Genomic DNA, 26,469 nt, shown 5'->3' on the forward strand with positions numbered 1-26,469 from the left:
AAATAAAACTCCATTCGTCTGCGAATGGAGTTTTATTTTTTAACGATAGCGAAATCCTGCTTGTCGATTTTTTCTATGTGTTCAAACAGCCATTCTTCTAGAAATTCTGACATTCTGTCTGCCAGAAGGCACACATCTGATAAACAATCCATCCTGTAGTCTTCTATCCTCTCTGTCAAAGCATGATGCTCTTTCCTGTGTTCTTCGAGATTGGGAACATTGTGTTCTTCGAGTATTTTTTCTTCAGTTTCAAAATGGTAAAGAGTGTACAGATGCAGTTCGTCAACCAGCATAATCAGGTCTTCAGGATGCTCGCGGTAGTTGCATTCTTTTATTTTTTGTAAAATAGTAAGAAAAGTCTGATGCTGGCTGTCAATAACGCCTATGCCTATGTGAAGATTATAATCTGCCATCATTATTCCCGGTTGCTGATTATATCGCTGCTTCAGGTAAAAAAGTTTTTAGTTTGATGCCTAAAGGATACATTATTAAAAGCGCAACGCAAGAGAGTATCATCAAAAAATAGACACAAATTGCTCGTTGGTAAAGTAGGCACTGAAGAGGGTATAAGAGTGGCGGAAGTGTATAGGAGTCGAACCTACCGACGAGGGTTAACCCGTCCACTGGATTTGAAGTCCAGGCGCCACACCGGTGACGATACACTTCCATTGAAGAGAGAAATCAGCTACCAAGATTATAGGCAAAGGGCAAGCACTAATAATATTTCTCTAAATGGCTTGCCTTTTCTAAAATTAGCCTTATTAATAGCTGATTGAAACTGAACATTAAAGTAATTAAATCCGGATTCGGGTGGAGCTTTTCCACCGATCTGCCGGGAGAATATCAAGGAGATTTGATTTGAATAGTTTTGCCAAGAATCTCTTGGTCTGGGTAACAATTATGCTGGTGATGATTGTATTGTTCAATCTGTTCAACCAGCCGCAGGCATCCCAGCATAAACTCTCCTATACCGACTTCCTCATGAGGGTTAATGAAGGAGAGGTGCTACAGGTCAAGATGCAGGGCCAGAAAATCAGTGGTGTCATGGTCGGAGACAAACGTTTCGTGACCTATACCCCGGATGATCCATCTCTTGTTCAGACTCTGATCAAGAACAAAATCGAAGTTGTGGCCGAGCCTGAAGAAGAAGCTCCATGGTACATGACTTTGTTTATTTCCTGGTTTCCGATGCTGCTGCTTGTGGGTGTGTGGATTTTTTTCATGCGTCAGATGCAGGGAGGCGGTGGAGGACGTGGTGGAGCCATGTCTTTTGGTCGCTCCAAGGCTCGGATGATCAACGAAGAAACTGCCCGTGTGACCTTTGAAGATGTCGCCGGTGTGGATGAAGCCAAAGATGAACTGGAAGAAGTCGTCCAGTTCCTCAGCGAGCCCAGAAAGTTCACTCGTCTTGGCGGTCGAATCCCCAAAGGTGTGCTTCTGGTGGGCCCCCCCGGAACGGGTAAAACTCTTCTCGCACGAGCCGTGGCAGGTGAGGCCGGTGTCCCCTTTTTCTCAATTTCCGGTTCGGATTTTGTTGAAATGTTTGTAGGTGTCGGTGCTTCACGTGTCCGTGATCTTTTTGCCCAGGGTAAGAAGAATGCTCCGTGCCTTATCTTCATCGATGAAATTGATGCTGTCGGTCGTCAGCGTGGAGCCGGACTGGGAGGCGGTCATGACGAGCGTGAGCAGACTCTGAACCAGCTTCTGGTTGAAATGGACGGTTTTGAGTCGAACGAAGGTGTTATCCTGATTGCTGCGACAAACAGACCGGATGTTCTCGATCCCGCACTGCTTCGTCCCGGACGTTTTGACCGTCAGGTGGTTGTTCCTACTCCGGATGTTCAGGGCCGTGCTCGCATCCTTAAGGTTCATACCCGCAAGACTCCTCTCGCCGGCGAAATCGACCTTGACACCATTGCCCGTGGAACCCCCGGTTTTTCCGGAGCCGACCTTGAAAACCTGGTTAACGAAGCAGCCCTTTATGCTGCAAAAAATAATCAGGATTCTGTAAAGATGGCGGATTTTGAGGAAGCCAAGGATAAGGTCCTCATGGGCCGTGAACGTCGCAGCCTTATTCTTACTGATGATGAGAAGAAAACCACTGCCTATCACGAGGCAGGGCATGCTCTTGTCGCAAAGCTTCTTGAAAACTGCGACCCTGTTCACAAGGTGACCATCATCCCCAGAGGACGCGCTCTTGGTGTAACACAGCAGTTGCCTGTTGATGATCGTCATAACTACAGTAAACATTACCTCGAAGATACACTTGTTATGCTTTTGGGTGGTAGAGTGGCTGAGGAGCTTATCTTCAATCAGTTGACCACCGGTGCAAGCAATGACATTGAACGTGCTACCAAAATGGCCCGTTCAATGGTCTGCCAATGGGGAATGAGTGAGAAACTCGGTCCCATGACCTTTGGTGAAAGCCAGGATCAGGTCTTCCTTGGCAAGGAGCTTGTACAGCATAAGGATTTCAGTGAAGATACCGCCCGACTCATTGATTCTGAGGTCAGAAGAATTATCGATACCGCTCATGAGACTGCCCACAAGCTGCTTTCTGATAATGAAGCTGCCCTTCATGCCATTTCAGAGGCTCTTCTTGAGCGTGAGACTATTGATGCTAAGGATCTTGAAATTCTGATGACTGGTGGAGTCCTTCCTCCGCTTGAAAGTGTCGCTGCTGCCAAACCGGCATCAGCAGCAAAAGCATACGATTCGGCTTCAAAGTCCGGTTATGAACCGGTTTCCGAACCCAGTGATGACAAATCTGACGGCAAGGGTGAGTTCTCTTTTGAAGAGAAATCTTCTGAAGATGAGTTCAAGCTTTCCGAATCTGCCGAAGAAAAAGAATCAGAAGAAACAAGTTCCGAAGAAGCCAAGGCTTCCGAGGATAAAAAGAGTTCAGAATAAGGTTTTTATGACCAGAGAATATTCATGGACCATAAAGGGGGGCAGGGTGTTAGGCCCTGCCCCTTTTTTCGTCGCCGGAATTGTGAATGTAACCCCTGATTCATTTTATGATGGCGGGAAAAATTATGACCCAAGACAGGCCGTGGCGCATGGGCGCATGCTCGCTGATCAGGGAGCCCATATTCTGGACGTTGGCGGAGAAAGTACCAGGCCTTTCGCAGCCCCGGTGTCTGAAGCTGATGAACTGCAGAGGGTAATACCCGTAATCAGGGAGCTTGCAGAAAATTATGTAGTCTCTGTGGATACTGTTAAAAGTGAAGTAGCCCGGAAAGCTCTTGAGGCCGGAGCTTCGATAGTAAACGATGTTTCTGCTTTTTCACAGGACCCCCGCCTTTTGGAAGTTGTCGCGGACATTAAGCCCGGATATGTGCTTATGCATACTAAGGGGACCCCGGAAGAGATGCAAATTTCTCCCAGTTATGATAATGTTCTTGAAGAGATTTTGACATTTTTTAAAAAAAGTCTTGAAAAACTGACAAAATCTGGCTTACCCGAGAATCGTATAGTAGTTGATCCGGGGATTGGCTTTGGTAAGACGCTTGAGCATAATCTGGAAATTCTTAAGAACATAGATCAAATTATGGCTCTCGGATTTCCCGTATATATGGGACTTTCAAACAAGTCTCTCTGGGGAAAGCTCCTTGGACTTGATGAAGGTCAAAGGCAGAATGCTACTCAGGCGGCGACAGCCGTTCTCGGAATGAGGGGGGTCCCAGTTCATAGGGTCCATGAGGTGGATTTGACAATTCAGACATTGAAAATAGTGCAGGAGATAGGCGGGGCTGATTGATGTTCGAGTTCTACGGGTTTCAGATTTCCTGGAAAGAGCTGCTGGATATCGGTCTGGTGGCAGTTGTGTACTACTCAGTGATACTGCTGGTACGTGGAACTCGTGCCGCTGCGGTTATCTGGGGCCTGATGCTTTTGCTGCTGGTCTACTATCTATCTGATGTTTTCGGCCTGTATACCCTCAACTGGCTGCTGACCAACTTTCTTGGCTCCATTTTTCTGGTGATAATTATTTTGTTCCAGCGTGATATACGCAAGGGACTGGCCCAGATGGGGGCCGGTCGCTTATGGCGTAAGAAAGATTATGACATGGCTGTCATGGATGAGATCTGTTCCGCTGTGGATGCCATGGCCCGGCAGAGAATAGGAGCTCTTCTGGTAGTCCAGAAAAATGTTCCGCTGGGTGATGTTATTGAAAAGGGAGTTGAAATCAACGGCAAGGTCAGCAAACAGCTGCTAATTAATATTTTCTGGCCGGATACCCCTCTGCATGATGGGGCGGTCGTAGTTAATTCGGATAAGATTGTAGCTGCATCGTGTATCCTGCCTCTTGCTCAGGTATCAACACGCCAGAGTGCTATAGGAACCAGACACCGCGCCGCACTGGGAATCAGCGAGGAGACTGATGCAGTTGCGATAATTGTGTCGGAGGAACGGGGTACTATCTCTGCCGCAATAGGTGGAAAATTAACTACCAATCTTGATAGTATCCGTCTTAAGCGGGTTCTCCAAAACGTCTTGAACTAAAATGAATATACAACGCTGGAAAATAGCCTCACTGGCCCTCTTGATGTCCCTGCTGACCTGGTATCTGGTCACAGGTAGGGACTTAGTTGAAACCTGGGTGGAATTCCCCCTTGAAATAATCAATCCGCCTCAGGGTATGATTATCAGGGAAGGGATGATTTCCAAGATTTCTGCAAGAGTCAGGGGACCCAAGGGGTTAATCCGTAATCTGGATACAAAGAAACTGGCCTATTCACTGGATACCGGAAATCTTTCGGTCGGCAACAACCCGATTAATATCGTACCGGAGAGGCTGGGGCTTGGAAGTGCTCTGGAAGTTGTCGAGATCAAACCCTCGCACATCAATCTTGTAATGGATATGTATGTGACGAAAAAGGTCGCTGTAATCCCCACTTGGGAGGGGGAACTCCACCGCGATTTTACACTGAAAAGTAAAAGCTGTGAACCGAATGAAGTCACTTTGAGAGGCCCGGCGTCGATTCTCAAGAAAGTGGGACAGGTTCGTACCCGGACAGTAATGCTTAATACCAATACTCCTGAGGATTGGATCAGGGAGGTTCCTCTGGACCTGCCTGAGGAAGTTGAAGCCAACCCCACTATAGTCACGGTTGAGCTCGATTTTGCTGTACGCAGGGGTAAGATGTGGGTTAAAGTCCCTCTTTATATTTTAGGCCCTGAGGATATTGACTTCTCTGCCAGCCAGAATTACGTCAGGCTTCTTGTGGAGGCTCCCAAACCATTTTTTCGTAAGAGCGGTTTCAGAAATGACATAATCGCATCTATTGATCTGAACGCAACCATACCGGTCGGTGATAACCTTGTCCCGTATGATGTAAGTCTTCCGAAAGGATGCTTCATCACAAAAAGGAAGCCGGAAGCAATAACAGTAACAGTATCGAGACAGATTCCACCTGAAGAATAATGTAAGAGTCTGTTTATTTTTTGGAGATAATTTAATGAGTAAACGCCTTTTTGGTACCGATGGCCTGCGCGGGCAGGTGAATATTTTTCCTATGACAGCAGAGATCGCTCTGCGTCTCGGCCTTGCTGCCGGGCATTATTTCAGAAACGGCAGGCAGCGGCACCGAGTTATTATCGGTAAGGATACACGCCTTTCGGGATATGTTTTCGAATATGCACTCGCTTCTGGCCTTTGCGCCATGGGTATGGATGTTTTTCAGGTCGGCCCTATGCCGACTCCCGCGGTTTCATTCCTGACCCGTAATATGCGTGCTGATATCGGAATTGTCATTTCTGCTTCACACAATCCGTTCATGGATAATGGTATAAAGTTTTTCGATTCCAAAGGCTTCAAGCTCCCTGATGAAGTTGAGGATGAAATTTCAGAAATGGTAATGTCCGGTGACAGCAATTGGGAATATCCTCAGGCTGAAAAGGTTGGACGTGCTTTCAGAATTGATGACGCCCGCGGGCGTTACATCGTTTATCTCAAGTACAGCTTTCCGCAGGACATGACTCTCAAAGGCGTCAAGATTGTGATGGACAGCGCAAACGGCGCTACCTACAGTCTGGGACATATGTTTGAAGAGTTGGGAGCCGAAGTTATAAAGATCGGCAATAAGCCTGACGGAGTGAACATCAATGATAAATGCGGATCACTGTATCCTGAAGTGATGGGGCAACGGGTTGTTGAGGAGCACGCAGATCTGGGTCTTGCCCTTGACGGCGATGGTGACCGCCTCATAGTTGTTGATGAAAAGGGACAGGTTCTTGATGGCGATCAGATAATGGCTCTTTGCGCTGCAGATCTTATGGAGCGTGGTAAGCTGACCCATAATATGCTGGTCTCCACCGTAATGAGTAACATGGCTCTGGAAAATTTCATGAAAGAACGCGGTGGAACCATGCTTCGCACTCCTGTCGGTGACCGGTATGTGGTTGAAGCCATGCGCCGTGAAGGTGCTGTTCTGGGCGGAGAACAGTCCGGACATCTTATCTTCAGGGAATATAGCACCACTGGCGACGGACTGCTTGCAGCGTTACAGTTATTGCGTATAATATGTACAAAAAACAGGCCACTTTCCGAACTTTCCGGATTGCTTGAGCTTTATCCGCAAAAATTGCAGAATGTTCATGTGAAGAGGAAGGTTCCGTTTGACGAGGTTCCGGCTGTTCAGGATGCCCTGAAGCAGGTGGAGCAGGAGTTGTCCGGAAAGGGGCGTGTTCTGTTGCGTTATTCAGGCACCGAATCAGTCGCCAGAGTAATGGTTGAAGCTGAAGACAGTGCCAAAGTTGAACTTTACACTTCCGAGCTTGCGAAAGTTCTGGAAGATCATTTACGCTAAAAACTATTTCAGTTGCTCTGCTGTATACTGAATCTATTCAAGGAGTTATGATCAATGGTCATCAAGAAAGTTGTTGTTCCGGTTGCTGGATGGGGTACAAGATCATTGCCTGCGACAAAGAACATTCCGAAAGAGATGCTCCCCATCTTCAAAAAGCCTGTTGTTCAGCATGTTGTTGAAGAGGCCATGTCCAGCGGACTGACTGATGTTGTTTTCATCAACAACCAGAACAAAAAAATTATTGAAGACCATTTTGACTACAACCTTTCCTTGGAAGATGTTCTTGAGCGCGGTGGTAAAACAGAGATTCTTAAGGAAGTAAGAAAAGTTGCCGAGATGGTGAATATTATTTCCGTCCGCCAGAAAAAGCAGCTCGGCCTTGGACATGCTGTCCTCTGTGCCAAGGAAGTATGTAAAAACGATCCCTTTGCTGTCATGGTTGGTGACGATCTCATGTTCGGTGCCGAACCGGGTATCAAACAGCTTATTGATGCGGCCCGTACAGAAAATATGGCTGTTGTCGGAGTTATTGAAGTTCCCGAAAGCAAGGTTAACCGTTACGGTATTATCCAGGGCGAAGAATTCGCCCCCGGGATGTACAGGGTTCGTTCACTGGTGGAAAAGCCCGCAATCGGTCAGGCGCCTTCCAGACTGGCTATAGTTGGACGCTATGTCCTTCTGCCTGAAATATTTGATCACCTTGAAAGCCTTGAGCCCGGAGTTGGCGGTGAGATCCAGTTAACCGACGCCTTGCAGGGACTTGCTGAGAACAATAAGCTTCTGGCGGTCAAACTTCGTGGACAGAGATTTGACGCAGGTGACTGGGTAGATTATCTTACCGCAAATATCTACTTCGCCCTTCAGGATGAAGAATTGCGTGATGACGTTGTAGCCAGATTGCGGGAGCTCCTGTCTTGTTCTTAAAAACAATTCATTCTTATGTGATACTTACAGTCCTTGCCGTGAGCCTGCTTGTTTGCAGTCCGGCAAGGGCTTTTTTTCCCTCAGACGCTGACATAGATGATACAATGTATCACAACTACGGTGCATTGACCTCATTTGAAGCTGTCCTTACTTTTCCTTCCGCTCCGGGGACCAGCCTGACGATTCGCCGTGGACATGATCATTGGCAGCAGACATTTATCAGTCAGCCGGATTCCAATTCGACCGTAACCGCCGGCAGTGTAGGGCATTATTTCAAAACAATTGCCCAGTGTCCGCAGAACGTTGAAATGCCTGTTTCCGTTCTTCAATTATGGACGCCTGATGATCCTGTCAGTGATTGGAAGTCCATTGGAGTATCCAATGCAACGAGAAGCTATGGTTTTTATCGGAACACCCCTGTTTTTGTTTTCGGTGCTGAAGCCGGTGATGATAATTCACCTCAGGTCTGGTTTGATAATGAGAGCTTTGCTCCAGTGAAAGTCGTTTTGGGTGAAGGAAGAAGCGTAAGTCTAGGTAGTTATTCCAAATTTGCTGGCTTTATGCTTCCCCATACAGGTAAATTTCAGGTTGGTGAAGAATCTCTTGATTTTATGGTTGAATGGAAAGGAATCAGGAAAAAGATTTCCCCTTCGGTTTTTTCTGCGACTGCTCTAAAGAATCAGGCAGGTTGTTCCGTTCCTACGGGAGCTGTTTTTGAAATGCTGAAAAAATGCTTAAAGCTTAAACTCAGGCCGCAATAATGAGTGTTCTCTGGCAGGCCTGTCTGGCCAGCCCGCCTTATTCTATCTACACCTACGAAGCCCCCGCTGATCTTCCCGAATTAATGGAAGGCCAGCGGGTTCTTGTTCCACTCGGGCGATCTGTTCGTGTCGCATTTCTCATCGAGACTGTTGAAAACGCTCCAGAAGGCGTGGATTTAAGATCAGTCATCTGGCCTTTGGAGAAAGAGCCTCTTCTTAATTCAAATCATTTCAGACTTTATAGAAATATTGGAGCCCGGCAGATGCAACCGTTGGGCAAAGTCCTTGAAAATGTAGTTCCGAACCGTTTTCGCAGTGCACGCGTATCATTCCGTGTGGCGGACAGGAATTTCCCCGCCCGGTTAAAAGGGATGGATATAGCGCGTCTGCCTGCTGAAAAACGTATGGAACTGGTCGGGATCTACAATGAAGGGCGGATGAGTGTTTCCCTTCCTTCATCTATTGAGAAAGAGGAATATGTCAGCCTTGTTTCTGATCCTCCATGGCCTGTGCGGCCCAATGCAGCGCGTCAATTACAGATACTTGAATATCTTTATGAGAACGGTCCTCGTGAAAAGGGATTTCTCCGTAATGTACTTGGGGACTGGACTGCGGGAGTGATCAAGAAACTGCACTCCGATTCTCTTGTTAAGATCGGACCGCCTCCGGAAGAGGAGCGAAACCCGTCCGAGAAATGTGCTGTGGGCAGGGCTGATTGGGATTTTGTCCCCTCTGAGCAGCAGGAAGAAGCAATTGATGAGTTGCTTACAGCTTTGGATGCGAATGAGAGTATTGTTAAGCTACTGCATGGAATCACAGGCAGTGGGAAGACTCTTGTTTATCTGACCGCAGCCCGCAGGTGTCTGGAATCAGGGCGTTCGGTCATAATTCTCGTTCCGGAGATAGCTCTGGCCTATGCTCTTTGGAACAGCGTTTGCCCGTTATTCCCCGAGGCCCGCAAATATCTTTATCACGGCTATCAGACTCCTGTGCGTAAAGAGGCTATTTTTCGCACCCTTGCTGAAGATGATAGTCCGGCACTTATTGTAGGAACACGCTCCGCTCTTTTTCTTCCTGTACGAAATCCGGGGCTGATTATTCTGGATGAAGAGCATGACGAATCCTACAAGCAGGAGGAGCGGCTTCCTTATCAGGCTAAGGAAGTTGCCTATTTTCTGGCCGCTATGAATAAAAGTCTCCTTGTACTTGGTTCTGCAACGCCTGATATAAAAACTTTTCATGCAGCAGAGCAGGGGGCTTTTGATATTATTTCCATGGAGAAAAGGGTCGGTAAGTCCGTACTGCCAGCTGTGCGGGTTGTTGACACTTCTTCAATCAAAGATCCTGAAAAGCCATTTGCCCCGGAAACAGAGTCCAGGTTGAAGGAAGTGGTCGAGAAAGGGGAGCAGGCTGTAGTCATGCTCAACAGGCGCGGTTTTTCCCCTCTTATCTACTGTACGGATTGCGAGGAGCCTTTCAAGTGTCCTCATTGCAATGTCAGTATGACCTATCACAAAGCGCGGGAAAGGGTGATATGTCATTATTGCGGCAATGCCTATCCATTCCCTTTACCTTGTGCAACATGTGGAGGAAGCAACCTGCTGCCTCTTGGCGGCGGGACTGAGCGGCTTGAAGAACAGGTTGCGAAGGCTTTGCCCAAAGATACGAAAATTTTGAGGATGGACCGTGATTCCACCCGCAGGCAGGAAAAGCTTGATGAAATTCTCAAAAGTTTCGCCAGAGGAGACGCACAGGTTCTTGTCGGAACTCAGATGCTTTCCAAAGGGCATAATTTCCCGGGAGTTACCCTTGTTGTTGTTTCGGAAGGGGATCTTGGGTTGAACCTTCCTGACTATCGTTCCGCCGAGCGTACTTTTCAGCTTCTGGTGCAGGTATCCGGACGGGCCGGGCGTGGAGATAAGCCGGGAGAAGTTATAATCCAGACCCGCAACCCTGATAATCCGATCTGGTCAGCTGTGACATCCGCTGATTACAAGACTTTTTTTGAGAAGGAGATAGAGAAACGGCGTCGGTTCCGTTATCCGCCCTTTACCAAACTCACCCTGATCAGGATCAGTTACCCCTTGAACTGGGAGGGCGAGCAGATTTGTCCCCAGTTTTTCAGTGCCGTTCGGGACGTGGCAAAAGAGTTCGGAATAATGGCGATGGGACCTGTACCGGCTCCTCTTGCCCAACTTAGGGGGCGCAAACGTTTCAATTGTCTGCTCAAGGCTGATGACTGGGTTAAAACAAGGGAACTTTACGCAAGAATAATGCGGTTGTGTCCGGATAAAAAAAATATAAGGATTACTATGGATCTTGACCCGGTTAACATGCTTTAGTTTTGCTGTTCATGTTAATCCAGCTCTGAAATAATACCGGGAAAGCTTTCGATAAAATGAGCCATTCCGGCTTTGTGGAGTGTGTTTTGGATATTTACGGATATCTGTGACACTCTCAGTTTTTTACCGGCTTGTTTTGACATCTGTAGTAGGCCATAGACTGCTTCGATTCCTTTTAGCGAAACTGCGCTGGTGTCTGAAAGATCCAGATCAATGTCCATTCCATTGTCCAATAGTTTGTTTCCCATTCTCAGCAATTCAGAGGTTGTCTGCCTATCAAGCGTTCCGGTGATTTTTATTGAAGCAGGATCACTTGAATCATTGTAGCTGATTGAAGAAGGCAGAGCTATTGATGTGGATAGTTTGAGCTGTTCGATAAAATCATTTTCTTCAAACATGATCAGCATTGGACTTAGAACATTATCCATTTTTTCCAGTATCCTGTTGCGCTCTTCATCCTGAGGGACGCATATCATGATGCAGTTCTCAAGGCTGCTGAAAATTGTCGCAGCATAATTTTTCAGGCTTTCGGGTGGGGCATTGAGCAGCAGAATATTCGGGGCTGAATCCCGGGCGCTGTCTATGATTGAACGGGCGTCTATTTCGTCCAGTTCTCCACTGGTTTTGAAATGGGTGAATAGATCCCATGAAAGAGGGACATACCCGTCACTGACAAGAATATCCGACTTTAAACCAGTCTCGGAAACATGCATCATGCTGTATCCGTAGTGAGCGCAGATGCGGGCGATCTGTTCCGGGAATTCGAAATACTCAAGCGGCATCTTAATTTTAATGCCCATTTTATTAAGTATGGCGGTGAGGTTCGAATCGGTAGCCAGAATATAATCAGTTTCGGCAGGACAGAGCAGTGGATTCTTTGAAAAATCCAGAAGCCAGGGCAACGAAGCCGTAAAGATCAGATTACTTCCTCTCGCATTTGCCAGCTCTTCAATCATCAGCGTAAGCTCGTTGAAGTCCATACTGAAAAAAGGTAGGCCGAAGGAAACTCTGGTCCTGTTAGGGGCGTAACCGTTTTCCACTATAAATCCTTGCCCCAGTTCATGCCTTTATCCCATTGAACTTTGCCCTGAACTTTTTTCTGTTTTCTGAGGAGTACATAAATTGCCCCGGCTCCGCCATCCTTGGGCTGAGCTGTACTGAAAGCCAGAACGATTCTTTTAAAGGGATCACGGGTAAGCCATTCCTGAACTTCTCGTTTAAGCACGGAGTGTCCGCCCGGTGAGTTTCTACCGCGCCCGGTTACTACTAGTATGCAGCGTTTACCCTGCAGAAAAGACTCACGGACAAAGAAAAGCAGACTATCCAGAGCCTGGTCTGAGTTCATTCCGTGAAGGTCGATGTGTGATTCATAACTGAAAGCACCATTTTTGAGCTTCTGGAATACCTTGCTGTCCGTACCCCGAACAAATCCGAACATGAATTCATCTGAGTATTCAATTTCAAATTCTATTTTTCCTGAAACAAGGCTGCTGAGGTAGGCTTTCCCTTCAAGGTCGTCTTCATTTTTAACGACCGGGGCCGGTTTGGGTTTTTCCGCAGCCACGGTGGGTTTGTCTATGCGTTCTACTCCGGTCATTGCCGCCATGAAAGCCAGCTCTTCATCTATATCCTCAATCTTATCTTCTTTCACTTCCGGCTCAGTTTTTTTCTTTATTGCTTCAAGTGTTTTCCGCACAGCCTTAGGTAGATGTGCATCTTCTGTCTCTTTTTTATTCTCTTTGAATTTAAGTCCCTTCAAGTCGGACAGGGATTTTATTTTTTTTTTGCCCATAATATATCTCCTGAAAAATGAGCCATCAAGTTAGTCAGAAAATTCGTTGAAGTAAATATTAGTGGATGTTAAATTTATTTTTTTATAGCTTGACTTTTTCAGTCCCATTACCATTTAAATGATGTTTGATTTTTTTTAGCCGTTTATCCGCTAATCCGGCGATGAACGGATTGTTAATTGAAAAGTCGGACAGAGTCTTTCTCATAGTCAGGTTTGAGAACAGATACGCCTTTTGTATGATATTGTTAAATTAATCACGATTTATTCTGGACTTGAAAAGTGAATTTTATTAGCTCTTCAGGGCGTACTTATTTCGACTAAATAACTCCATTTTTGGCTTTTCGCTTATAAAGTGAGGAATTTCAATGCTTAAGATAGAAGACTTGCACGTCAGTATTGGCGACAAGGAGGTCATTAAAGGCCTCAACCTACATATAAAAGACGGGGAAACTTTTATCCTCTTTGGACCCAACGGTTCCGGAAAGACCTCCCTGCTTATGACCCTTATGGGCTTCAGTAATTATAATGTTACTCAAGGCAAAATTACCTACAAGGATGTAGATATCACCTATGCCCCAATTTATGAGCGGGCAAGACTCGGTATTGGAATGTCCTTTCAGCGTCCGCCGACTATTCATGGTCTTAAAACCCGCCATCTGGTCAAGATGTGCGGTAACGGATCCAATATTGATGTTGAATCACTTGCTCAGCGTGTGAATATGGAAAATTTCCTTGACCGTGATATCAACTCTGGATTTTCCGGCGGGGAGATAAAGCGTTCCGAGCTGCTGCAGTTGATGGCGCAGAATCCCGGCTTGTTGCTTTTTGATGAGCCTGAATCGGGTGTTGACCTCGAAAATATGCACCTCATTGGTAAAATGGTCCGCACTCTGCTTGATGGAGATATTCAGCCCAATATTGATCTAAGCATGAAAGAGCAGAAAAAGAAACTCGGCTCCAAAACCTGCGGCCTGATCATTACCCATACCGGACATATTCTGGATTATATAAATGCTGACCGTGGACAGGTCCTCTATAACGGACATCTCTGCTGTGAAGCCAGACCTCGCGATATTCTGGAGCACATCCGCAAGTACGGATACCAGGAATGTGTAAGGTGTCTGAACTAGGGTTCTAATCCACGGAGGATAATCATGAGTAAAGTTAATCTGAGCGATTTTAAATTTGAAGGTCTTGAGCACGATTTTATCGAAGACCTGTCCGCAATTAAAGAAGATGAAAAAGAACAGCTCATCATGGCCGGTGTGGATGTTGACGCTAAAGATGTGAGCGGAACTTTCATGCAGGTGGACCATTCCAACGTCCATTGCGGAACCAATGATAAAGATGTTGAAGTAATGGATATCAAAAAGGCTCTCGAGAAATACGATGGTCTTCCTGATTACTACTTCAATCTGATTGATAAAGATAAAGACGAATTTACCCGTAACACTGCCGACAACCTGCATGGCGGTTATTTCGTGCGTACCAAAAAAGGTGCTAAGATCGAAAAACCTGTGCAGTCCTGTCTTTTCCTCAAGTCCGAGAATTCAGGGCAGAACATCCACAATATTGTGGTTGTCGAGGAAGATTCGGAACTTCATATTATTACCGGATGTGCCGCAGCGCATGATAAATTTTCCGGTGGACATTTCGGTCTTTCCGAATTTTATGTCAAGAAAGGCGGTAAATTGACTTTCACCATGGTTCATAACTGGGGTGAAAACACGGTTGTACGTCCAAGGACTGTCGGAGTAGTTGAAGAGGGCGGTGCTCTCATCAACAACTATGTCCTTATGAAGAAAGTTAAGGACCTTCAGTCTTACCCCACTATTTTCCTTAACGGTGAAGGTGCTGTTGCCCGTTTTAATTCTGTTCTGGTAGCCCCTGAGGGTTCCCATATCGATACCGGAACACGTATTATCCAGAACGCTCCGAACACCAAAGCTGAAACCATTTCCCGGACAATTACCACTGGTGGAACCATCATTTCCCGTGGTCACATTCAGGGCAACCATGTTCCCGCACGCGGGCACATTGAGTGTCAGGGACTTATTCTCGGTGGTGGACGCATTCACGCTGTACCCGAGCTTGAAGGTACTGTGGAAGGCGTTGAACTTTCCCATGAAGCAGCGGTTGGTAAAATCGCTCAGGAAGAGATTGAGTACCTTATGGCCCGTGGTATGGATGAGGATGAAGCGACCTCAACCATCGTGCGTGGCTTTCTCAATGTCGACATCATGGGACTGCCTGAAAAGCTGCAGAAAGAAATCGATCGCCAGATCGAAGAGCTTGATGCCAGTGACGCAATGTAGCGTAACTAAAATATGTTTTTACAAGAGCCTGTCCGTCAAGGATGGGCTCTTTTTGTTTGAAGAGCTTTGGTGTATTCCCTTGAATATCAGGTGGTAAGTTTACCCGTTGTATGGGGTTAGTAAGCATTAAGAACAAAACAGGAAAGATATATGCATATTTGGGTCGATGCCGATGCCTGTCCAAGGGCGGTAAAAGAAATTCTGTATAAAACCGCAATGAGGCGGGAAGTGAAGTTGACTCTGGTCGCCAACCAGTATTTATCAATACCCGGTTCACCACTGATTGACCTGATAAAGGTTTCGTCCGGGTTTGATGTGGCTGACAATGAAATTGTCAAACTCTGCCAACCCGGTGATCTGGTTATTACAGCAGACATTCCTCTGGCTGATAAAATCGTCGAGAAAGGCGCGACTGGACTCAATCCCCGTGGTGAGCTTTACACAGAGGACAACATCAAATCCATTCTCAGTATGCGCAATCTGATGGAAGAGTTACGTAGTGCGGGAACAGTTTCAGGTGGCCCGGCTTCCTTCAGTCCCAAGGACAAACAGAATTTTACGAATCAGTTGGATAAGTACCTGACCCGCAATTTGAATGGATAGTTGTCAGAGAAAGTTGAAGAAAAATGCAGCGGCGTATTGCTTGTCCGTAATTTCAGATAGTTTATTGAGTTATTTTCAAATAAGTTAGATGTTTCTGATCTTTTGAATGCATACACTCTGCAAGCCCAGCTTTTTTCCGGTTTCTTTCAATGGACATGAACTTCATATTTTTTTATATGCTCAGGCAGAAGTTGAGAAAAAGTTTAGATAATAATTCTTTTAAAAATAGTTGGTTATATAAATGCCTGGATATAAAGTTCATATCAGCGGATCAATAGTTGCCGGTGTTCTGGTGCTTCTCATACTGGTTAACATCGGTATGTATGTGATTGATCCGCAGGAAGTCGCGGTACTTCTGATTCTCTGTGTTTTGGGAGCGTTGTTCCCGGATATAGATACTGATTCAAAAGGAAAGAGGCTTTTTTACACTGCCGGATTGGGGTTGTCGCTGGCTTTGATTTATTTCAAGGAGTACAAGTGGGCGGCGTATCTCGGAGTGCTTGCAATGCTACCCGGCATAAGTGCTCATCGCGGCTGGACGCACACCTGGTGGGCGATGCTCATTGTGCCCATGCCCATGCTTATCCTGCCTTATTATGTGTACGGGCAGGATTTTCCAACTTTACTTCCTTTTTATGTGGCTTTTGTGACCGGATATTTCTCGCATCTGCTGCTTGATCGGGAGTTCGGTATTTAGCGGATTACCGGATGATCGGGGTGTGATAATGTGGTTCTGGAATTGTGTTTTCAGCATCTGACGTGAATTAACGAATCAACTGAATGTGAAAGCTGCCCACTGCCTGTGCCGAAAATGTATAGGCCTTTGAGCTGATATGAGTTGTTGAATTTAGCACGAGCTAGACTATTTCCAAATGTCTTTTCTTTGATTTACCCCATGGGCATACCGATACACATACACCACAAATATAAGGGGCGACGTTACCGTATCCGGAAACTTTTTTTATATGATTGACACATGTAGTAAAGTCAATTGCTTCATTTCTGGACTTGTAATGAAATGAAGTCCCGACATTTTTGATTGCGCCTGACGGACATGCCTCACTGCATTTACTGCATTTGCCGCAACGGTTTTTTACCGGTGCGTTTGCCGGTAATTCCAGATCGGTCAGTATTGTGACCAGTCTTACTCGGGGACCATGTTGCGGAGTGATAAGCAGCAGGGACTTACCTTGCCATCCAAGCCCTGCATTTATGGCTATCGCTTTATGTGATATGTATGAAACATAGCGCTCTTCGCATAAGATTTGACTTGCAGCAATGGGCAGTGCTTTCCCGCCATTGTTCTGGATAAACCCACTGATTCTACAGGCTATTCTATCGAGGAGTGCATTTATTCGCTGGTAATGCTGAGAATAGAGCTCTGTCGGTGTATCCTCAATCAGGTCTATGATACCCCGGGATAGCTGGACCGCGACTGAAATTGCTCTCGGAAAACCATTAAGTAGTCCTTCCGGCCTTGTTTCCATGTCAAGCAAAGGAGTGGTGTCTGCTATTCCAATAAGATCTGCACCCCAATCTCTGGCACTATTGAACAGTTCTTCTTTAAGTTCTGTCATTTCACGCCTCACCCATTTTGAGTTTCAACTGCTGCGTGAATTTATGACATATTAGTTCAATAATTTAAAATAAAATCGACAAACTCCTGCTAATTTCAGTGAAGATTATTCTTCAATCAGGCGAATTAATTTGTCCAGAACCAGTGGGGTGTTGAAATTTTGCAGAACTTTGAGTCTTCCTTTTCTGCCCATTTTCTTCCGTAAATTTTCGTCAGTGATCATTTCTTCGAGAGCTTCAGCCAACTGTATGGAGTTGCCCGGGGCGACAAGTCTTCCGGTTTCGCCATTGGAAACCACTTCCGGGTTGGAACTGATGTTGAATCCTACTACCGGTTTTTCGAGCGTCATTGCTTCAACTAAAGCATATCCGAATCCTTCCCAGAGAGAGGGCAGGCAGAAAATATCCTGCGAAATATGAAAGGATTTCATGTCCCCGATAAACCCGAGAAATGAAATCTTATCTTTCACGTTCAATTCAGTCGCGTATCTTTTGAGCTCTTCCTCCATCTCGCCTTTTCCGGCAATCAGGATTTTGAAATTCAACCCCTTGTCCTTGAGGATTTTGGCTGCTTCGATGAGGTGCTTCTGTCCTTTTTGAGCAGTAAGACGGGCAGCATTGCCTATTATGATTTCATTGTTTTCAGAAACATACAGGGGAGATGCGGGCTGATTGTCGAACTCTTCAACATCGAATCCGTTGTATATCTGGCGGATTTTAGCTTCATCAATCAGCTGTGCGTTATTGGCGAGGACGGTCCGTTTTGTCTCAAGGGAGTTTACAATCAGCCTATCGACTACATTGGAAAAAATGTAACGGTTCAGCATGGAGTTTTTGACCGGAACTGCAATTCCTCTGCGGTAGATTACCCGTTTAACTCCAGCCCGTTTGGCTGCTATCCCTCCGCTTTTAAGGTCCGAGGGCAGGGCTGTGATCAGGGTCTGAACTTTGTTTTTGCTGAAAAAGGATTTCAGGCGGCCCATCACTAAAGGGTTCAGGAAAGAAAGGTTGCCGATGGATTCTCTATGGAGATTAATACCGGGTTCATTTTGCAGGCGGTCACCAAGTTCAGAGTTATGGTTGGTTACCACAAAGACATTGTAGCCTTTGTCCCGCAGCAGCAGGGAAAAATGGTGATTCCATTTTTCCCCACCGCCCCAGGCTTTATTACTATTGAAAAAACATACGTTTTTATTCACTTAATTTAATTCCAAGCGCGTCTGCTGTGAGCTGTGGTATTGATTCAAGGCTGGGGCATACTGTGAAACCTGCCTGTCGCATTTTTTCCAGTTTACCCTGAACTCCGGTTCCTTCCTTGAGGATTGCGCCAGCGTGGCCCAGACGTTTGCCCGGAGGCGCTGTCTGCCCAGCAATAAAGGAAAGTACGGGTTTGTCAAATCCGGTTTCCATAACGTAGTCCGCCAGATCCTGTTCCGCGGTTCCGCCAATTTCTCCCAGAACGATCACGGCCTTAGTTTCATCGTGATTGCGGAGCATTTCAAAAATATCCGCAAAAGTAGTGCCGATGTAGGAGTCTCCGCCAATACCGATTGACAGTGACTGTCCTATTCCTTCCTGATTCAGGCGGTCGGCGACCTCGTAGGTCAGTGTTCCGGAACGGGAAAGAACCGCTACCGGTCCGGGTGAGAAAGGGGTGGTGGGCAGGATTCCTATTTTCGTCTGCCCGGGAACGATCATTCCCGGAGTGTTGGGCCCCACAATACGGGACTTGCCGCCTTTAACCTGCTCAAGAACATTAAGCATGGCCGACTGGACAATTCCTTCAGTGATGCAGACTACCCAGGGAATTTCGCAGGATGCAGCCTCAAGAATTGCGTCAGTAGCTAGTTTCGGGGGTACAAAGATTATGCTGGCTCCGATTTCATGGTGGCGCTGGGCTTCTTTGATTGAATTGTAAACGGGAACGCCGAGCACTTCCTGACCGCCTTTGAAGGGGGTTACCCCGGCGACTATATTGGATCCGTATTCAAGCATTAATCTGGTATGCAGACGCCCTTCGGAACCGGTGATGCCCTGAACAAGGATCGGTGTATCTTTATCAATTTCAAATAAGTGCTGAGATTTATAGCCAATGTCTTCCGGACGTGAGTCCGGAGTTGCGGCAATGGGTTCAGGGAAATCAATTATGGGGGCACCGGAGGGCTTCAGCTTAGTAAGCAGGTCGAGGGCTTCCTGCATATTTCTGGCCCGGTGGAGTTTCTCGCTGTTGATTTCCTTGAGAACTTTGAGGCCTTCTTCCGCGCTGTTTCCCGACATGCGCACAACAATCGGCTTTTCAGGCTCCTTGCCGCCAAGCGCTGCGACCAGTGCTTTGGCTACCAGCTCGCAGGAAAGAATTCCACCGAACAGGTTGATCAGTATAGCCTCAACCTGTTTGTCATCAAAAAGCAGACGCAGGGCGGTTTCAATTCGTTTCTGGTCGGCCGCTCCGCCGAGGTCGAGAAAGTTTGCCGCGGGCAGGTCAGAGAAGTTCAGCGCGTCCATTGAGGCCATGGCCAGACCTGCTCCGTTGGCGATAAGTCCCACCCAGCCTTTAAGAGAGACGAAACTCATTCCGGCATCACGGGCAATGTTTTCAACCGGAGTGGAGTGCTCGGGCTGGTAGTATTTTTCAAGGGCGGGATTGAGTTCGACTATATTGTCGTCCATCTCAATTTTGCCGTCCAGTGCCAGGAGTTTGCCGTATCCTGTAAGCGCAAGGGGGTTTATTTCCGCCAGCAGGAGTCCATAGTCTATCATGGTGTTGTAAAGATTTTTGACGATACTGCTGAAATCACCGAAAAGTTCCTTTGCTATGCCGATATGAAAAAAAGCTGCGCGGATCTGGTTGGGTTGTAATCCGCCGGGTAGGCTTATTTCCTGAATGAGCAGGTTGTTCGAGCCCATGTTTTCAATTTCCACCCCGCCTTCACGGCCTACGGTCATGATAACTTTGCGCCGCTGGCGGGAAAGGGTAAGGGACAGATAGAATTCTTTTCGAATGTCAACCGCGGGTTCTGCTCTCAGAAAGGGAACTTTGTGTCCTTTAATTTCCATTTCCAGAATCCGGCGGGCCACCTTTTCATATTCGTCCTTTGAGTCAACTTTCTGGATTCCGCCTGCCTTTCCTCGTCCGCCAACCGGAACCTGAGCTTTAAGAATCCAGGGCAGAGGAAAATAGGGTTCAAGTTCCGGCAGATCTTTTTCGGTAATTTTCACTCCGGTGGGCACGGGAAGCCCGGCAGCCTCTTTGAGTAGAATTTTACTTAAGTGTTCATTGAGCAGCATACTCCCTCCAGTATGTCTACGGTTGAATTCGGCTTATCAGCAGATGGTGCATTTCACTATTCTGGCTGATGATTTTGCCTCAGGCGGTCGAAGGTAAGTCCTTTTGGGTTTCCTCGCGTTTTAACTTCTTAAAAGGTTTCTTCAGAGTTACATTTTTTCGAAAAACGCAGTTAATTTGAGCAGGTGGTTAACCGCGTCTGAATCTTCCAGATATCATTCCAAAATCGTTTTCAGATGATACTCGTGCCCATAGCGTATAATTCAATTATATGGCACTCTCAAGTTTAATTAGTTAATTCATATACGGTTTTCGGTGCTGCTGAGGCCGGGAACCCTTGTAAATAAATGGATACGGAACAAATAAAAAATTTCCGTATAATATTTTGAAAATTAATCAGCAAAGGAAATTTTATGGCCGATTTTAAAGATTTGTCAGACGCTTTGACAGATGAGGTCCTGAGCGAAATGGCGGATTCCTTTTTCGGAGCCCGTATCGATGTGGATGAAGCTCTCGATTTTTTTCATGAAGTTTCGGAGCAATTGCATGGCAAGCTTTACAGCATCTACCGGGCCTGTGTTCTTCTTGAGAAAATATGTCTCGGGCGAAAGGGGATGGACGAGTTCTGGATTTCTGCAGGGATCGACAGTGAGCTGTTTCATTATCCTGCAGGGGTCGAGCCTGCCAGACTGCTGAGTTCTCCTTCCATGTCATTGACTTCAAAAGGGGAATACAAGAAGTGGTTTTTCATAATTTATGAAATGCTGGAGTATCGGATAAAAGACTATATGCATGGTATTTACAAGGATGATGGCAGCGGCCGAAAAGTCCGTTCTGCCAATCGAGATGATTTTTTCAACATGGCTGATGAAATCAATGTGAAAATCGACAAAGTGAACCATAATGTAACCGCGTCCGATGTTCTCAAGTTTACCAAATCCCTTGATCCAGTAGAATTGCAGAAGGAAAATATCGCGGGGTGTGTCGGTCCGCAGTGCAAGGCAATTGATGATGAAATGGCCTACAAGGTGATTACCATAAAGGACATAGATTTTCCCGCGTTTCCGGATCTGCCTGAGCGTAAGGAAGTCGGGTCTTATATAAGTGAGTTCTGCTCCGAAACCTATTCACGTGACAAAAATCGTGTTAAGGCGCTGCTAAAAGAATTAAAAGACAGTGTTGATTAAGGAGTTTATATGAAAAACATTGTGAGATTCACGGTTCTTCTGGCTTTATTGTTTTGTATGGCTTCAGTGGCAGTTGCTCAGGAAAAGAAAAATGTTCCTGACTCCAAGGTAAAACCCGCGACTCCGGTGGAGGAGAAGAAAGTAGAAAAACAGGGGGTACCTGTTGTTATTGAGCATGTGGGAAATGATGAACTGGGCGGAACTCTTGCTCTCAAGTTGAAAGAGAATTTCAGAAAGTCCGTATTATTCAAGCTGGCGGATAAAAGCGGGAAAGCTGTGCGCGTGAAAGTCCTCTCGCGCAGTGAATTCGCAGACCGCCCCGAGATTGGTTCCGTGTATGCTGTCGTCTGGACATTTGCAGAAAGTCAGGATGTGGTTCCTTTTTACCTTTCTGAAAAGCTTGGTTTGGTAAATGCTCGAAGTGTAGAGAGCTCTGCCGCGTCACTTATGAATTTTACAGATAAAATAGCGGAAGAGTATAAATATTTATTTGAGTAAGGTCTGCCAGTTGCGGGCTCGGCTGAAGGATTTCAACCGGGCCGCACGTAGACTCCTTAATTTCTCTCCTGATTCTCTGCCGAGATTCCTTTCTTTGATTGGAAGAGTAACTTTAAGTATTTCTGCCAGATCGGAAGATGCGTTTTTCATTACATCCTCATTCCTGTCTGCTTTGCACAGCTGTCGCATGTTTTCCAGTAATCCGCTTACATGGAGTTTCATAAGCAGGTCTACCTTTGTTCCGGGTTTTAGACTTTCATAATTGCCCGCTTTCATGTGCAGAAGTGCCGCGGTCTCCCCGGCACGGATGAATCTTTTCGGTAACAGCAGTCTTTCCCCGAGTTCTTTTGCCGGAACAGCTCCGGTCTTATCGTGTCCGTGGTGGGATGGAAGTTTGTCCCTGGAGGTGAGCACTTTGCCTAGATCGTGGCACATGGCCATCCAGCAGGTAAGTGGATCTCCAGCAGTTTTATCCATCAGTTCGGCAATATGGCCGCTGACCGATTTGTTATGAAACCGGGGCGGTCCGGCAGGAATTTCATCCGCTTCCATTAATTCCGGCAACCAGTGCCTGTGGCATCCTGTTTCGATGATAAGTCTAAGAAAATTTCCCGGTTTTGCGCCGCTAAGAGCCTTTTGGAGTTCAACTCCTATCCTGTCCGGAGCTATGTGGGAAAGGCTGTCATTACCAGCTGCTTCTTTCATCAAAGCGGTCAGTTCCGGGTGGGGTGAAAATTCTGGAAATCTGGCCAGAAAAACAGCCGCCCGAAATACCCTGAGTGGATCCTCGCGGAATACATTTTTAAAGCATGGTCGTAGAACTCTGTTTTTTAAGTCTTCAAGGGCCAGCGGATGAGCGTAAAGTTCTCCTTCAGCGTCAAGGGCAAGGCTGTTTACGGTAAAATCCCGGGCTTTCAAATCTAGGTCTATGGTCTCTTCTGTTGAATTTCCTCTGGAGCGCGGAAAGGAAAATTCAAATCCTTTGAAAAAGAATATTTCATAGGATTTGCCTACTGGACGTGCTTTTGGAAATATACGTAAGAAGTCATTGACGCCTCCTGAAGCGATAAGAAAATCCAGATCTTTAGGATTGCGGCCGAGCAGCAGGTCTCTCACTGCTCCCCCCGCTATGAGTAATTTCAATTTATTCTTACTGGTTGCCATGTTTTTGCTGTTTATCCGGATTCCTTTCTGGGCAATGCTTTACTTGCTTAATTTACGGTTAATGATATCTTAAGCGCAATGAAAAATAAAATCCTAATCGTTACTCTTTTTGCCGCTGCCGTTGTACTCTTTTTTGTTTTTGATCTGGATAGGTTTCTGACTCTGGACTACCTTAAGAACTCGCGTGATGAGTTCCAGATTTTCTATGATCAGAACCCTTTTCTGACCGTGTTCAGTTTTTTTCTTCTTTACATTATTGTTGTGGGGGCTAACCTCCCCGGTGCGACTGTGATGGGGCTTGCGGGCGGAGCGTTGTTCGGTTTTACTGTGGGGGTTGTGACAATCTCTTTTGCAAGTTCAATCGGCGCAACTCTGGCATGTTTTTTTTCCCGCTATCTTTTCCGTGATTACGTTCAGCGAAAATTCGGAGAGCGACTTGAAAGGGTTAATAAGGGAATAGCCGAGGAGGGGGCATTCTATCTTTTTACAATGCGTTTGATTCCGGCGTTTCCTTTTGTGGTCATCAATCTTATTATGGGTCTGACTCCCATGAGACTTAGTACATTCTACTGGGTTTCTCAGTTGGGAATGCTTCCCGGAACCATGGTTTATGTCAATGCCGGAAAAGAACTGGGGCAAATAGATTCTTTGGCCGGAATAGTTCAGCCGAGTCTTATTCTTTCCTTTGCTGTTCTGGGTATTTTTCCTCTAGTTGTCCGGAAGATAGTTTCTTTTGTCAAATCTCGTAGAAATGTGTAGTGTCTGCAACTATATTGAACAATTTTTAAGCATAATCCAGATAAGGCAATGATACCGAGAACATCACCAAGTATACGAAGTTTCCACAAGGGAAAGATCATTTTCGCGGAAGGTCAGGAAAGCAAAGTCGCTTATATGATCAAAACCGGTACTGTTGATATCTACCGCAAGGTTAATGATAAAAAAACGGTTCTGGCTACTCTACGGCGCGGCGATATTTTTGGGGAAATGGCTTTACTGACTGATCAGAAGCGCACAGCTTATGCCGAAGCCTCAAGCTTTTGTGAGCTTGTTGTTCTGACAGAAGAGCTTATGCACAAGCTTCTGGACGCTTCTCCCGGGACGGTAAAGAAGATAGTGGAGCTTCTTGCGAAGCGTGTTGTTGCCACTGATGGCAAGTCTTCAGGCGTGGAACAGAGTGACGCTTTCATCTCTTTGGCGACCATGCTGGATCTCGCCTATAAGGAATACTCCTATACTCCCCCGAGTATGCAGGCCAAAATTGAAAATTATAAGCTTGGTCTTTCTGTTAAGTCCTTTGAAAAAACGGTTAAAGGGCTGACTATGTTTTCTTCTCTGGAGATTGATGCCTTTCTGGATAATGTATACAAACTTCGGCTAATAGATTTGCGTACCCCCAAAAAAGGGGATAAAAGTGCTTTTGTTGAAAAGTATATACATATCAATGACTTTGAAGAGTTTATGCCTAACCTGCGCGGGCTGTATAAACAGATGCGGGAAATAGGGGCCAGTGTTGAGCCCCGGATGAGTTATATTAGCTTTTCCGATCTTGCCAATAAGACCGGAGCCACTCCGGAATTGATTTACAAGAAAGTTATCAAGGAAGAAATGCCTGAAAATCTCCTGTTTTTTAATCGTGAAAAAGCAGTGGATTGGAGCAAGGATAAGGATGATAATTTCTTCAAGAAGTTCAAGAGGCCCAGAAAATCTCTTGAGGACCTTGAAAACGCCGATGATCTTATCTACATCGACAACAATACACTTGCCGAGGCTCTTAAGGGGTTGGATTTTTATAAGATTTCTGTCCTTTATTCAGCCGGTGATGATCAGAACAAAGAAAAAATCAAGCGTAATATCGGTCGTAAGATGGCTAACATCCTGCTGAGCGAGCCACCACGGGATCGATCAATGTCAGACCCCGAGGTTCTTGAGTGTTGTGATGAACTGTTTGATTCCATCAGAAAACTAAAAGGTGCCGCTTAGGATGAAATTATGGACAGACTTGCCAGAAGGAGACGGGAGATGAGTTCCCAGAAACCTCTAGCCAAGACATTCAATAAAGGCGATGTGATTTTCAAGGAAGGGGATCACGGAAACCTGGCTTATATGATCCAGTCCGGCTCGGTTAATATTATCAAAAATATTAATGGAAAATCGAGCGTTCTGGCCACGTTGGGGCCGGGTGAAATATTTGGAGAGATGGCTATTATTTCCAAAGCACCCAGAGTGGCCGGGGCTGAAGCAGCTTCAGAATGTCAGGTCATGGTTCTGACTGCCAAGCTTCTTCTGCTGCTTCTGAAAAAAAGTCATCCGACTGTTTTTCACCTCACAAGAATACTCGCCTCCCGCCTTGCCAATTCCAACCGTACAATCTCCGATAATCGTAGTGATAACTCATGGATGACTTTCTGCCGTCTTCTTCATTTGAAACACCGCATTCACCAGACAATGCCTTCAAAGTCACGTCCTTTGGGATTGAATTTTGAAGATTTTTCTAAAGAGCTTCTTGATATCACCAATATGCCGAAATCAGAAATTGATAGGTTTGTAAAGAATGCCACTGGTTTCAACATGATATCAATGACCAAGATGGGTAATATCCCTTATATCAGCATAACCGATCCTGATAATTTTCTGGTCGTTGCGGAGAATCTGTCCGGAGATATTAACAAATTCGGTGGGAAAACCCGTCTTGCCGATTATATGGATATCGATGATTTTGCTGAAATGGTCGATTCCAATCCGGACATGATTTACAAGAAAATAGGCGTTGGTGAATTTCCTGAGGATATCTGTGTTCTGCACAAAGATGCGACTATAAAATGGGCTGAGAAAAAAGGTGACCGTTACTTCAAGGAAGCCAAACGCAAGCGTAAGTCCATTGATGAGCTGGAAGGACTGGATGATATCATTTTTGTGGATATCGGAACTCTTAAGGCTGTTTTTAAAAAACTTGGATACTATAAGCTCGGTATTCTGCTCGCCGTGGCTGAAGAGGATGCCAAGAAAAGGATTCTGATGTCCATATCCAAGAAAATTGCCGCTGCTATTATGAAAGATGCAAAATCTTCGGATGCTATTAATCAAAGCGAAATTGACGATGTGGAAGAAGAGCTCATTGAAATGATAAGAGAGATCAAGTCCGGGGGAGAGGGACAATAACGGCACTGCTTGTAAAGGTCATAATTTACGTATACCGCTGTATAAATT

The 26,469-nt window shown here is 45.9% G+C and carries 24 protein-coding genes and 1 tRNA gene; 17 read left to right on the forward strand and 8 right to left on the reverse strand.

Translation table 11 applies throughout. The annotated features are described in order from the left end of the window. Positions 1 to 32 precede the first annotated feature (32 nt). The gene (locus tag ACZ5PW_RS10490) at positions 33 to 413 is read right to left on the reverse strand and encodes a bacteriohemerythrin (RefSeq protein WP_464553042.1); all 381 of its coding nucleotides are present in this window, start codon (positions 411 to 413) and stop codon (positions 33 to 35) included. Between the two features lie 160 nt (positions 414 to 573). Then, positions 574 to 667: transfer RNA gene (locus tag ACZ5PW_RS10495), tRNA-Sec, on the reverse strand. A 191-nt stretch (positions 668 to 858) separates the two neighbouring features. Between ACZ5PW_RS10495 and ftsH the strand changes: the two genes are divergently transcribed. From ftsH to priA, 8 genes are read left to right on the forward strand one after another with little or no spacing between them, the layout of a single operon-like run. Continuing rightward, on the forward strand, positions 859 to 2,910 hold the full coding sequence (ftsH, locus tag ACZ5PW_RS10500; protein WP_464553045.1) for an ATP-dependent zinc metalloprotease FtsH: 2,052 nt from the start codon (positions 859 to 861) through the stop codon (positions 2,908 to 2,910). Between the two features lie 7 nt (positions 2,911 to 2,917). Further along, positions 2,918 to 3,760: a dihydropteroate synthase gene (folP, locus tag ACZ5PW_RS10505; RefSeq protein WP_464553047.1), complete on the forward strand. Its 843-nt coding sequence runs from the start codon at positions 2,918 to 2,920 to the stop codon at positions 3,758 to 3,760. After that, positions 3,760 to 4,506: a diadenylate cyclase CdaA gene (gene cdaA, locus ACZ5PW_RS10510; RefSeq protein ID WP_464553049.1), complete on the forward strand. Its 747-nt coding sequence runs from the start codon at positions 3,760 to 3,762 to the stop codon at positions 4,504 to 4,506. The genes folP and cdaA overlap by 1 nt, the downstream gene beginning before the upstream one ends. A gap of 1 nt (position 4,507) precedes the next feature. Then, positions 4,508 to 5,428, forward strand: coding sequence for a CdaR family protein (locus ACZ5PW_RS10515; protein WP_464553051.1), 921 nt, complete (start codon positions 4,508 to 4,510; stop codon positions 5,426 to 5,428). Positions 5,429 to 5,462: 34 nt separating this feature from the next. After that, a complete protein-coding gene (gene glmM, locus ACZ5PW_RS10520; protein ID WP_464553053.1) occupies positions 5,463 to 6,812 on the forward strand; it encodes a phosphoglucosamine mutase in 1,350 nt (449 codons plus the stop codon). A 54-nt stretch (positions 6,813 to 6,866) separates the two neighbouring features. Beyond that, positions 6,867 to 7,736 carry a UTP--glucose-1-phosphate uridylyltransferase GalU gene (gene galU / locus ACZ5PW_RS10525; RefSeq protein WP_464553055.1) on the forward strand — a complete coding sequence of 290 codons (870 nt, stop codon included), beginning with the start codon at positions 6,867 to 6,869 and terminating at the stop codon, positions 7,734 to 7,736. Next, entirely contained in the window at positions 7,727 to 8,497 is a 771-nt protein-coding gene (locus tag ACZ5PW_RS10530; protein WP_464553057.1) for a hypothetical protein, read from the forward strand. The genes galU and ACZ5PW_RS10530 overlap by 10 nt, the downstream gene beginning before the upstream one ends. Next, the gene (gene priA / locus ACZ5PW_RS10535; RefSeq protein WP_464553059.1) at positions 8,497 to 10,839 is read left to right on the forward strand and encodes a replication restart helicase PriA; all 2,343 of its coding nucleotides are present in this window, start codon (positions 8,497 to 8,499) and stop codon (positions 10,837 to 10,839) included. Before ACZ5PW_RS10530 ends, priA begins: the two co-directional genes overlap by 1 nt. Positions 10,840 to 10,853: 14 nt before the next feature. On the opposite strand, the gene ACZ5PW_RS10540 is transcribed toward priA, so the two are convergent. Both ACZ5PW_RS10540 and ACZ5PW_RS10545 read right to left on the reverse strand, forming a co-directional pair. Next, a complete protein-coding gene (locus ACZ5PW_RS10540) occupies positions 10,854 to 11,879 on the reverse strand; it encodes an STAS domain-containing protein (protein WP_464553061.1) in 1,026 nt (341 codons plus the stop codon). Continuing rightward, positions 11,879 to 12,631: a Smr/MutS family protein gene (locus ACZ5PW_RS10545; RefSeq protein WP_464553063.1), complete on the reverse strand. Its 753-nt coding sequence runs from the start codon at positions 12,629 to 12,631 to the stop codon at positions 11,879 to 11,881. The genes ACZ5PW_RS10540 and ACZ5PW_RS10545 overlap by 1 nt, the downstream gene beginning before the upstream one ends. Positions 12,632 to 12,996: 365 nt before the next feature. On the opposite strand from ACZ5PW_RS10545, the gene ACZ5PW_RS10550 reads away from it, so the two are divergent. The 4 genes from ACZ5PW_RS10550 (at position 12,997) to ACZ5PW_RS10565 (ending at position 16,246) form a co-directional block, all read left to right on the forward strand. Then, positions 12,997 to 13,761 carry an ABC transporter ATP-binding protein gene (locus ACZ5PW_RS10550; protein WP_464553065.1) on the forward strand — a complete coding sequence of 255 codons (765 nt, stop codon included), beginning with the start codon at positions 12,997 to 12,999 and terminating at the stop codon, positions 13,759 to 13,761. A 24-nt stretch (positions 13,762 to 13,785) separates the two neighbouring features. Further along, on the forward strand, positions 13,786 to 14,946 hold the full coding sequence (locus ACZ5PW_RS10555; protein ID WP_464553067.1) for a SufB/SufD family protein: 1,161 nt from the start codon (positions 13,786 to 13,788) through the stop codon (positions 14,944 to 14,946). Between the two features lie 150 nt (positions 14,947 to 15,096). Then, the gene (locus tag ACZ5PW_RS10560) at positions 15,097 to 15,549 is read left to right on the forward strand and encodes a YaiI/YqxD family protein (protein WP_464553070.1); all 453 of its coding nucleotides are present in this window, start codon (positions 15,097 to 15,099) and stop codon (positions 15,547 to 15,549) included. A gap of 241 nt (positions 15,550 to 15,790) precedes the next feature. Continuing rightward, positions 15,791 to 16,246, forward strand: a complete 456-nt coding sequence (locus ACZ5PW_RS10565) for a metal-dependent hydrolase (RefSeq protein ID WP_464553073.1) — start codon at positions 15,791 to 15,793, stop codon at positions 16,244 to 16,246. 160 nt (positions 16,247 to 16,406) lie between these two features. Here ACZ5PW_RS10565 and ACZ5PW_RS10570 read toward each other — a convergent pair whose 3' ends face one another. The 3 genes from ACZ5PW_RS10570 to sucD form a co-directional block, all read right to left on the reverse strand. After that, positions 16,407 to 17,126: a 4Fe-4S double cluster binding domain-containing protein gene (locus tag ACZ5PW_RS10570; protein WP_464553077.1), complete on the reverse strand. Its 720-nt coding sequence runs from the start codon at positions 17,124 to 17,126 to the stop codon at positions 16,407 to 16,409. Between the two features lie 105 nt (positions 17,127 to 17,231). Further along, positions 17,232 to 18,323: a glycosyltransferase gene (locus tag ACZ5PW_RS10575; RefSeq protein ID WP_464553081.1), complete on the reverse strand. Its 1,092-nt coding sequence runs from the start codon at positions 18,321 to 18,323 to the stop codon at positions 17,232 to 17,234. Further along, positions 18,316 to 20,412: a succinate--CoA ligase subunit alpha gene (sucD, locus tag ACZ5PW_RS10580; protein ID WP_464553084.1), complete on the reverse strand. Its 2,097-nt coding sequence runs from the start codon at positions 20,410 to 20,412 to the stop codon at positions 18,316 to 18,318. The genes ACZ5PW_RS10575 and sucD overlap by 8 nt, the downstream gene beginning before the upstream one ends. Before the next feature lie 411 nt (positions 20,413 to 20,823). Between sucD and ACZ5PW_RS10585 the strand changes: the two genes are divergently transcribed. Together ACZ5PW_RS10585 and ACZ5PW_RS10590 are read left to right on the forward strand one after the other, a co-directional pair. Beyond that, positions 20,824 to 21,597: a hypothetical protein gene (locus tag ACZ5PW_RS10585; protein WP_464553087.1), complete on the forward strand. Its 774-nt coding sequence runs from the start codon at positions 20,824 to 20,826 to the stop codon at positions 21,595 to 21,597. Positions 21,598 to 21,606: 9 nt separating this feature from the next. After that, positions 21,607 to 22,095 carry a hypothetical protein gene (locus tag ACZ5PW_RS10590; protein ID WP_464553089.1) on the forward strand — a complete coding sequence of 163 codons (489 nt, stop codon included), beginning with the start codon at positions 21,607 to 21,609 and terminating at the stop codon, positions 22,093 to 22,095. On the opposite strand, the gene ACZ5PW_RS10595 is transcribed toward ACZ5PW_RS10590, so the two are convergent. Next, positions 22,084 to 23,211: an HD domain-containing protein gene (locus tag ACZ5PW_RS10595; protein WP_464553091.1), complete on the reverse strand. Its 1,128-nt coding sequence runs from the start codon at positions 23,209 to 23,211 to the stop codon at positions 22,084 to 22,086. The two genes, ACZ5PW_RS10590 and ACZ5PW_RS10595, sit on opposite strands and share 12 nt — an antisense overlap. A gap of 126 nt (positions 23,212 to 23,337) precedes the next feature. Between ACZ5PW_RS10595 and ACZ5PW_RS10600 the strand changes: the two genes are divergently transcribed. The 3 genes from ACZ5PW_RS10600 to ACZ5PW_RS10610 are packed head-to-tail and all read left to right on the forward strand — an operon-like array spanning position 23,338 to position 26,421. Further along, complete coding sequence (locus ACZ5PW_RS10600) at positions 23,338 to 24,018, forward strand: TVP38/TMEM64 family protein (RefSeq protein WP_464553093.1); 681 nt, start codon at positions 23,338 to 23,340, stop codon at positions 24,016 to 24,018. Positions 24,019 to 24,066: 48 nt separating this feature from the next. Then, positions 24,067 to 25,242, forward strand: a complete 1,176-nt coding sequence (locus tag ACZ5PW_RS10605; protein WP_464553095.1) for a cyclic nucleotide-binding domain-containing protein — start codon at positions 24,067 to 24,069, stop codon at positions 25,240 to 25,242. 39 nt (positions 25,243 to 25,281) lie between these two features. After that, positions 25,282 to 26,421 carry a cyclic nucleotide-binding domain-containing protein gene (locus ACZ5PW_RS10610; RefSeq protein ID WP_464553097.1) on the forward strand — a complete coding sequence of 380 codons (1,140 nt, stop codon included), beginning with the start codon at positions 25,282 to 25,284 and terminating at the stop codon, positions 26,419 to 26,421. Positions 26,422 to 26,469 lie beyond the last annotated feature (48 nt).

This window comes from Maridesulfovibrio salinus (assembly GCF_055394525.1).